Below are 9,353 nucleotides of genomic sequence, written 5' to 3'. Positions count from 1 at the left end.
GGCCGGGGACGCCGAGCCGCCGCCAGTCGACGCCCGTGGCGATCAGCACCGCGCGTGCGCTGACCTCGGAGCCGTCCGCCATGACCGTGTACGGGGCGGTGGGCTCGGTGGAGCCGAGCGGCAGGTCGAGGACGGCCCGCAGGTGCTGCTCGAACTGCGACGTCCGGGCGCCCTCGATGGTCCAGTGCCCGGAGTTGTGCGGGCGCATGGCCAGCTCGTTCACCAGCAGCCCCGCGTCCGTCTCGAAGAGCTCGACGGCGAGGAGGCCGACGACGTTCAGCTCCTCGGCGACGCGCAGGGCGAGGCTCTGCGCCTCGACGGCGAGGTCCTTCGGCAGGCCGGGCGCGGGCGAGATCACCTCGGTGCAGATGCCGCCCTCCTGGACGGTCTCCACGATCGGGTACGCGGCGCCCTGCCCGTAGGGGGAGCGGGCGACGAGCGCGGCCAGCTCGCGGCCGAAGGCGACGTGCTGCTCCACCATCAGGTCGACGCCCTCGGCCTGCAGCCGGTCGGCGACCTGGGCCTCCGCGAGGTCGCCGACGACCCAGACGCCCTTGCCGTCGTAGCCGCCGCGCGTGGACTTCAGGACCAGCGGCCAGCCGTGCTCGCGGCCGAACGCCTCCAGGAACGCCCGCGGATCGGGCGAGGGGACGGGCGCGTAGGCGGGGCAGGGAACGCCGAGCTCGCTCAGGCGTTCGCGCATGACGAGCTTGTCCTGGGCGTGGGCGAGAGCGGCCGACCCGGGCCGGCACGGGACGCCGGTGGCCTCCAGCTTCTGGATGTGCGGCCCGGGGACGTGCTCGTGGTCGAACGTCACCACGTCGCAGCCCTGGGCGAAGCCCAGCAGGTCGTCGAGGGCGCGGTCGTTGCCGACCCGCACGTCCGAGACGACCTTGGCCGCCGACTCGTCCGGCGCCCCGGCGAGCACGCGCAGCGACACGCCGAGGGCGATCGCGGCCTGCTGGGTCATCCTTGCGAGCTGCCCTCCGCCCGCCATCCCGACCACGGGCATCTCACGAACCTTCACGTCGAAAGGCTATCGGGCGGGCGGGGCGAACGAACCACGCGGCACCCGCGTCGAAGGAGTGTGGGGGGCGAAGGGACGCGGGGGGAGAAGGCGCGCGGGGAGCGCCGGCGGTGTGTGGGGGGCCCGGCAATGGGCACGGACCGGAGGTGAGCGCCTACCGTTCATGTTCCGGCGTCCCGGGGGCCACGGACGTCTATCCTCGTGGTGCCTCCCCCGTAGTCGCCGGCCGCCCGCCGTGCCCAGCAGTGCAAGCCCGGAAGGACGGTTCCCCTTCGTGAGCCTGGTCGCCAGAATCCACCGGCGGTTCGCGCACCTCATGCGCGAACTGGCCCAGTTCGGCAGCGTGGGCGCCATCGCATTCGTCATCACGTTCGCGATCGGCAACGGCCTGCACACCGGCCTGGGGGTGGGCCCGCTCACGTCCAACGGCGTCGCCACGGTGGTCGCGACGACGTTCTCCTACCTCGCCAACCGCTACTGGACGTTCCGGCACCGCGACCGCACCGGCCTCGGCCGCGAGTACGTGCTGTTCTTCGCGCTGAACGGCGTCGGCCTGGTGATCACCGAGCTGTTCATCGGCTTCTCGCACTACGTCCTCGGGCTGGACGGCGCCGTCTTCTACAACATCGCGCTGGTCATCGGCACCGCGGTGGCGACGCTGTTCCGCTTCTGGTCCTACAAGAAGTGGGTGTTCCTGCCGGCGAGCGCCCCGCACGTCGACCCCGCGTCCGGGCTTCCGGAGGCCCCCTCCGCCGAGGCCGCCGCCGAGGGCCCCGGCGCGACCCGCGCCACCCCGGGCCGCGCGCCCCGGCTGCGGCGCCCCCTCGACCGGACGGCCGAGGACTACGCCGAGATCTGACCGGCGCCGGGCCCTCAGGCGGGGCCCATGACCACGCGTTCCGCGGCCAGCCGGACCTCGGCGGCCTGGCGCAGGAAGACCCCGAAGACCGCGGGACGGGACTGGATCAGCTCCAGGCGCCCGCCGTCCACCACCGCCAGGGAGCGGGCCAGGTAGAGGCCGAGGCCGGTGCCGCGGCCGCCGGAGACGCTGCGTTCGAAGATGCGGGGCTCCAGCTCCGACGGGATCCCCTCGCCCTCGTCGCCGACCTCGACCACCACCGAGCTCGCGCCCGGCTTGGTGTGGATGGTCACGGTGCCGGCGCCGTGCGTCAGCGAGTTCTCCAGGAGCGTGGCCACGATCTGGGAGAGGCCCTCGGGATGGGTCATGCCGACCAGTCCCTGCTCGCCGATGATCCGCACGTCCCGTCCGGCCTTGCGGAAGCTCGGCCGCCACTCCTCGACCTGCTGCGCGATGATCTCGTCGATCGGGGACGGTACCGCGCCGCCGGTGCGGTCGTGCCGGGCGCGGGCGAGCAGCTGCTCGACGACCGCGACGAGCCGCTCGGCCTGCGCGACCGCCGCCGCCCCCTCCTCCCGGACGACGTCGGGGTAGTCGGCGGCGTCGATCATCTCTTCCAGCCGCATCGACAGCGCGGTCAGCGGGGTGCGGAGCTGGTGGCTGGCGTCGGCCGCGAACTCGCGGCTGGCGACCAGCAGGTCGGTGATGCGGACGGCGCTGCGGTCTAACACCTCGGCGACCCGGTCGACCTCGGGGATGCCGTAGCGGCGCGGGCGCGGCCGGGCGTTGCCGCTGCCGAGCCGGTCGGCGGTCTCGGCGAGGTCGACCAGCGGCAGCGTCAGCCTGCGGGCCTGCACCATCGCCAGGCCGACCGTGACGGCCACGCCGAGCAGGGCCAGGCTGCCGACGAGCAGGAGCAGCCGCAGCGCGGCGTCGCGGACCTGCGCCTCCGGGCGCGACACCCGCACCCGCACCCGGCCTTGCGCCGCCGTCGCCGACAGCACGCGACCGCGCCGCTGCGGCCCGGCGGTGAGCGTCCGGCCGTCCGGCAGCGTGATCGAGACGTGCCGTCCCGGGTACTCCCGGGCGAGGACCGCGGGGGTCACCGGCTGGCGCGCCTCCAGGCTGTAGCCGACGCCGCCCGCGATCGAGGACGCCTCCCGGTCCAGTGACCGGCCGGCCTCCTCGTAGACGAGCTTGTGCGCGGCGTAGGCGAGGGGTATGCCGAGCAGGAGCAGCGCGACCACCGCCACCGCGAGCGTCGACAGGAGCAGTCGGCGCCTCATCAGGGCTCCTTCAGGGGTGGGGCCGCGGACCGTGCGGCAACGCGCACCGGGGGCCTCTCGGGAAGGCCCCCGGCGTCCCGCCGGGCCGCGGCGGCCGGAGCTAGTCGCCGCGCTCGAACCGGAAGCCGACGCCCCGCACCGTGGTGATGTAGCGGGGACTGCCGGCGTCGTCGCCGAGCTTGCGGCGCAGCCAGGAAATATGCATGTCGAGGGTCTTGGTGGAACCCCACCAGTTGGTGTCCCACACCTCGCGCATGATCTGTTCGCGGGTCACGACCTTGCCCGCGTCCCGCACGAGGACGCGCAGCAGGTCGAACTCCTTGGTGGTGAGCTGCAGCTCCTGTTCGCCCATCCAGGCGCGGCGCGACTCGGCGTCGATCCGCACCCCCTGGACGATCGGAGTCTCGGTGCTGCCCCGGCGCAGCAGGGCGCGCACCCGCGCGAGCAGCTCCGCCAGCCGGAACGGCTTGGTCACATAGTCGTCCGCGCCCGCGTCCAGCCCGACGACGGTGTCGACCTCGTCGGCACGGGCGGTCAGGATCAGGATGGGCACGCCGTGCCCCTCGGCCCGCACCCGGCGGGCCACCTCAAGGCCGTCCAGCTCGGGAAGGCCGAGATCGAGGACGATCAGGTCCACGCCGCCCCCGAGCGCCCGCTCCAGCGCCTGAGGGCCGTCGGGGCTGACTTCGACGGTGTACCCCTCGCGACGCAGCGCGCGGGCGAGAGGCTCGGAGATGGACGTGTCGTCCTCGGCGAGCAGTACTGAGGTCATGAACCGATCGTATGACCAAACTTGACCTTTGCTCGGCTACCGCCGCGCTCTTGACCTGCGGTTTGCCACTCGTAGTACATCCACGATCACCATTATTCAGTCGCGATCGGGATGTAGGCCGCATCACGCCCGCAGGGCAGGGGGCCTGGCCAGGTCGAGGACCGCGACCGAGGCGCCCGGCAGCACCACCGAGGCCGTTCCGGAATCGCCGAGGCCGACCGGGTCAAGGCGAATCGCCGGATCCGACGCGATCAGAAGCCCGGGGGCGGTCCCGCCGGAACCGGGCACCGGAATCAGGGCGGGCCGGACGCCGAGGTTCGCCGCCACGCACACCGAGCCGCGCCGCACGGTCAGCCACCGCGCCGCGACGTCGTCCGCCCCGTCGTCCGGTCCGCCGGGCGCCCCGTCGTGCGTCTCGACCGTCGCCGCGGTCAGCCGGGGGTCGTTCAACTCGGGCCGGGAGCGGCGCAGCGCGATCAGGTCGCGGTGCCATTCGAGCAGGCCGGCGTGCGGCGGCCGGTCCGGTTCGGTCCAGTCGAGGACGGATCGGCGGAAGGTGTCCACAGCCTGTGGATCGGGGACCTCGCCGCTCCAGCCGTGCCGGGAGAACTCGCGCCGCCGCCCCTCGCTGACCGCGCGCGCCAGCTCCGGGTCCTGGTGGTCGGTGAAGTAGCACCAGGGGGTCGTCGCGCCCCATTCCTCGCCCATGAAGAGCATGGGCGTGAAAGGCGAGAGCAGGAGCAGCGCCGCGCCGACTTTGAGCAGGCCAGGAGACGGCAGAAGGGCGCCGATGCGGTCCCCCGCCGCGCGGTTGCCCACCTGGTCGTGGTTCTGGAGAAAACCGAGGAACCTGTGCGCGGGCGTCTCCCGGACATTCACAGGCCGGCCGTGATGCCGTCCCCGGTAGGTCGACATGGTGCCGTCGTGCACGAAGGCTCTGGTGAGGGCCTTCTTCAGCGTTTCCAGAGAGCCGAAGTCGCAGTAGTAGCCCTGCCTTTCACCGGTGAGCGCGGCGTGCAGGGCGTGGTGGAAGTCGTCGCTCCACTGGGCGTCCAGCCCGTACCCGCCCGCTTCTCTGGACGTCACCAGGCGCGGGTCGTTCAGATCCGATTCGGCGATGAGGAACAGTTCCCGGCCGAGGTGGGCCGAAAGCGCCGCCACGGCGCGTCCCATCTCTTCCAGGAGGTGCACCGCGCCGTGGTCGGTGATGGCGTGGACGGCGTCGAGGCGCAGCCCGTCCAGGTGGTAGTCGCGCAACCACATCAGCGCGTTCTGGACGACGAACGCGCGAACCTCGTCCGACCCTTCCTGGTCGAAGTTCACTGCGTCGCCCCATGGGGTGGCATGGGCGCTCGTGAAGTACGGGCCGAAACTTCCCAGGCGATTCCCGTCCGGTCCCAGATGGTTGTAGACGACGTCCAGCACTACGGCCAGACCGCGCGCATGGGCGGCGTCCACGAAACGCTTCAGACCGTCGGGCCCGCCGTAGGGCTCGTGCGGCGCCCAAAGGTGAACACCGTCGTATCCCCAGCCGTGACGGCCGGGGAAGGACGCGACCGGCAGCAGTTCCACGGCGTCGATGCCGAGTGCCGCCAAGTGGTCGAGACGTTCGATCGCCGCGTCGAACGTGCCTTCGGGCGTGAAAGTGCCCACGTGCATCTCGTACAGGACGCTTCCGGCCAGCGGGCGTCCGTGCCAGTGCCGGTCGGTCCAGGCGAACCGTCCGTGGTCGTAGACACGGCTCTGACCGTGGACGCCGTCGGGCTGCCAGGGCGAACGGGGGTCGGGAAGCACCTCGTCCGCCCCGTCCAGGACGAACCCGTAGTCGGTGCCGTGGGAGGCGTCCGGCACCACGGCCTCCCACCATCCGGAAGGCCCCGGATCGGGAGACCGCGGCTCCATGGCGTACCGGGCGCCGCCCGCCTCGACGTCCACGCGGCCGGCCGCCGGGGCCCACACCTCGAAACGCGCGCTCACCGATCGATCTCCCTGGGGACGAGCAGCGCGACGGGAAGGTGCTCGAACACGCGCGAGGCGTCCAGGATCGGGCCCATGTGCGTGCAGCCGGTCAGGACGTCCCGCCAGCCCTGACGGCGGACGTCCACGCGGGTCCCCTTCCAGCCCCCGCGGCTCTCCAGCCCCACGGGGAGCCGGGTGGCGAGCGCGACGGCCTCGCCCCGGGCGAACCCCACGACGTGGTCGGCGGCGGGCCCGCGCGCGGTGATCGGCTCGTGCCGGGAACCGGGCCCGAACCACTCCGGATGGGACCGGCGCAGCCGCAGCGCCCGTGACGTGACCAGCAGCTTCTCGTCGTCCACCTCCTTCGGCTGCCGCCCGGTGTCGAGCCGGAACAGGTGCTCGCGGCGCCGCCCGTAGTCCACCGGCCGCCGGTTGTCGGGGTCGACCAGCGACAGGCCCGTCATCTCGCATCCCTGATAGACGTCCGGGACGCCCGGCATCGCCAGCTGGACGAGCTTCTGCCCGAGCGTGTTCACGCGCGCGTACGGGGCCAGCTTCGCGACGAAGGACGTCATGTCGGTCACCAGGTCCGGATCGGCCAGGACGCCGCGCGCGTACTCCAGGACGGCCTCCTCGTAGCCGGAGTCCTGTTCGGCCCAGGAAGTGCGCGTCTTGGCCTCGCGCATGGCCTTGGTGAGGAACTCCTCCAGCCTCCCGATGGTGAGCGGCCACGCACCGACGAGCGTCTGCCAGAACAGGTACTCCAGGTCCGGTTCCAGGGGCGATGTGCCGGGCCCCCAGTTCCGCCACCGTTCCACCGATTCGGCCCACTCCGCGGGCAGTTCCGACAGCACCGCCAGCCAGGCCCGCACGTCCTCCTCGCGCTTGGTGTCGTGCGTGGACAGCGTCGTCATCGTCAACGGCCAGTCGCGGGCGAGCCGGATGCAGAACGCGTGGAAGTCCGGCTGCCCGACGCTGAACCGGCCCGGCGCGCCGCCCACCTCGTTCAGCGCGGCCATGCGGTTCCAGCGGTAGAACGCCGTGTCCTCCACGCCCTTGGCGGCGAGCGGGGAGGAGGTCTGCTGGAAACGCACGATGAACTCGGCGTCGGTGCGCTCACCGCGCCCCAGGGCCAGGTCCACGATGACCTCAAGGTCGTCGTGCAGGTCCTCTGGCAGGTGCGCGCGCGCACGGCGGGCGGCCTCGTTCACGACGTCCACGGCCTGCTGGGGAGCGTCCTCCCCGGGCACGACGTACGCGCGGTAGACGGGCATGGAGACCAGCAGTTCGACCAGTGCCCTCTCCAGGCCGGGACGGCGCTCGCCCACGACCCGGGCGAGGACGCGCTGGAGCCGCTCGATCTCCGGCCTGAGGCCGTGCTCGGCGGCGTGCGTCCGGGCGTCGCGCTCGACCTCCTCGAAGGAGGCCGGGTTGCCCGTCAGCGCCACGTAGTAGTCGGTCAGCGGCCCCTCCCCGGCGGGGTCGAGGAACAGCCCGCCGATCATGCCGAGCGCGTCGTAGCCGGTGGTGCCCGCGCACGGCCAGTCCGGCGGCAGCCGCTCCTCCCCCTCGGTGATCTTCTCGACGAGCAGCCAGCGGTCCGGCGCGGCCTCGGCGAGCCGCCGCAGGTAGCCGCGCGGGTCGGCGAGCCCGTCGGGATGGTCGACGCGCAGCCCGTCCACCAGACCGTCCCTGACCAGGTTCAGCAGCAGCGCGTGCGTGCGCTCGAAGACCTCCGCGTCCTCCTGCCGCAGTCCGATCAGGCCGGAGATGTCGAAGAAGCGCCGGTAGTTGGGCTCGCCCTCGCCGGGCGGGACGAGCCGCCCGCCGCCGGCCTCCCAGTCGACGTCGAACCACCGGGCGAACCGCGACCGCGGCCCCTCCGCCAGGACGTCGGCGAAGGGCAGGTTCAGCCCGGCCGGCTCCGGGATCGCCATGTGGTTCGGGACGACGTCCACCAGCACCCGGAGCCCGTGCGCCCGGAACCGGGTCACCATGGCGCCGAACGCCTCCGGTCCGCCGAGCTCCTCCGACAGCCGGGAGTGGTCGACGACGTCGTAGCCGTGCGTGGAGCCCGGCGCGGCCTGCAGGACCGGCGACAGGTAGACGTGCGACACGCCGAGGGCCGCGAGGTAGGGGGCCAGCGCCGCGGCGTCGGCGAACCCGAAGTGCGCCTCGGGCGTCCCTCGGAGCTGGAGGCGGTAGGTGCCGGTCGGCGGCGCGGCGAGGGCGTCCTCCTCCGGCACGCCGCCGTCCACGCGTTCGGATGTCTCCGCCCGTTCGGGGCTGTGGTCCTCGGACACGGTTTCCTCGGGGGGTTCGGTGACGGGCATCGGTTCCTCGGGGGCGGGCTCGGCCTCCATCTCGTACCCCCGCCTCAGACCCGGCGCATGACCTGGATGGACCGGGCGGCGACCGGCACGTTCTCGCGGGACTTCACGACGGGCGACTCCTCCTCGGCGAGCAGCGGATCGGCGGTGTCGAGCACCTTTATCCACATCTGCCCGTACAGCACGGGCGGAAGCGCGAACGCCAGGTCCCCGTCATGGGCGTTGATCAGCAGCAGGAACGAGGCGTCCCTGACCTGCCGTCCGCGCCGGTCCGGTTCGCCGATCGCGTCGCCGTTCAGGAACACGGTGAGGGACTTGTTGAAGCCGGCGGACCAGTCGCGGCCGGTCATCTCCGCCCCGCCGGGCGTGAACCAGACGAGGTCGGGCAGATCCTCGGGCCTCGCTCCCGCGCGGGTGCGCTTGGAGCTCTCGTCGCCGCCGGTGAAGAAGCGCCGCCGCCGGAACACCGGATGCTCGGTGCGCAGCGCCGACAGGCGGCGGACGAAGTCGAGCAGCGGGCCGCGCTCGTCGAAGAACGTGTCGTCGCGCAGGCCCGTCCAGTCGACCCACGACAGCTCGCTGTCCTGGCAGTAGGCGTTGTTGTTGCCGCCCTGCGTCCGCCCTATCTCGTCGCCGTGCAGGAGCATCGGCACGCCCTGCGACAGGAACAGCGTGGTCAGGAAGTTGCGCTTCTGCCGCTCGCGCAGCGAGATGATGTCGAGGTCGTCGGTCTCGCCCTCGTGGCCGCAGTTCCACGACCGGTTGTCGTCGGTGCCGTCCCGGTTCCCCTCCCCGTTGGCCTCGTTGTGCTTGCCGTCGTAGGAGACGAGGTCGTGCAGCGTGAAGCCGTCATGGCAGGTCACGAAGTTGATCGAGGCGATGGGACGGCGGCCGTCGTCGGCGTACAGGTCGGACGAGCCCGTCAGCCGGGAGGCGAAGTCGGGCAGCGTGCCCGGCTGCCCGCGCCAGTAGTCGCGCGTCGTGTCCCGGTACTGGCCGTTCCATTCCGTCCACAGCGGCGGGAAGTTGCCGACCTGGTAGCCGCCCTCCCCCACGTCCCACGGCTCGGCGATCAGCTTGACCTGGGAGACGACCGGGTCCTGCTGGACGAGGTCGAAGA

General features: G+C 72.5%; 6 protein-coding genes and 1 pseudogene. 1 reads left to right on the top strand and 6 read right to left on the bottom strand.

Going from position 1 to position 9,353, the window contains the following annotated elements:
* Window positions 1-997 (bottom strand): 5-(carboxyamino)imidazole ribonucleotide synthase (locus AB0C69_RS31665; RefSeq protein ID WP_360358666.1); only part of this gene is annotated, 997 nt, incomplete at its 3' end.
* 304 nt (window positions 998-1,301) lie between these two features.
* Between AB0C69_RS31665 and AB0C69_RS31660 the strand changes: the two genes are divergently transcribed.
* A complete protein-coding gene (locus tag AB0C69_RS31660) occupies window positions 1,302-1,886 on the top strand; it encodes a GtrA family protein (protein ID WP_360358665.1) in 585 nt (194 codons plus the stop codon).
* A gap of 14 nt (window positions 1,887-1,900) precedes the next feature.
* Here the strand turns inward: AB0C69_RS31660 and AB0C69_RS31655 are convergent, their stop codons facing one another.
* The 5 genes and pseudogenes from AB0C69_RS31655 to AB0C69_RS31635 form a co-directional block, all read right to left on the bottom strand.
* Window positions 1,901-3,172 (bottom strand): ATP-binding protein, encoded by a 1,272-nt coding sequence (locus tag AB0C69_RS31655; RefSeq protein WP_345187269.1) that lies wholly within the window; start codon window positions 3,170-3,172, stop codon window positions 1,901-1,903.
* A 100-nt stretch (window positions 3,173-3,272) separates the two neighbouring features.
* Window positions 3,273-3,944 carry a response regulator transcription factor gene (locus AB0C69_RS31650; protein ID WP_026402549.1) on the bottom strand — a complete coding sequence of 224 codons (672 nt, stop codon included), beginning with the start codon at window positions 3,942-3,944 and terminating at the stop codon, window positions 3,273-3,275.
* 123 nt (window positions 3,945-4,067) lie between these two features.
* Window positions 4,068-5,921 (bottom strand): malto-oligosyltrehalose trehalohydrolase, encoded by a 1,854-nt coding sequence (gene treZ / locus AB0C69_RS31645; RefSeq protein ID WP_360358664.1) that lies wholly within the window; start codon window positions 5,919-5,921, stop codon window positions 4,068-4,070.
* Window positions 5,918-8,206, bottom strand: a complete 2,289-nt coding sequence (gene treY / locus AB0C69_RS31640) for a malto-oligosyltrehalose synthase (protein ID WP_360358663.1) — start codon at window positions 8,204-8,206, stop codon at window positions 5,918-5,920. The genes treZ and treY overlap by 4 nt, the downstream gene beginning before the upstream one ends.
* A 74-nt stretch (window positions 8,207-8,280) precedes the next feature.
* Window positions 8,281-9,353 (bottom strand): annotated as a pseudogene (locus AB0C69_RS31635) (glycogen debranching enzyme); the annotation flags it as partial.

The sequence above is a fragment of the Actinomadura sp. NPDC048032 genome, from assembly GCF_040653175.1.
GTDB lineage: Bacteria > Actinomycetota > Actinomycetes > Streptosporangiales > Streptosporangiaceae > Spirillospora > Spirillospora verrucosospora.
The sequence above is the reverse complement of the archived record's forward strand: the minus strand, read 5'-3'. Positions and strand labels throughout refer to the sequence as shown.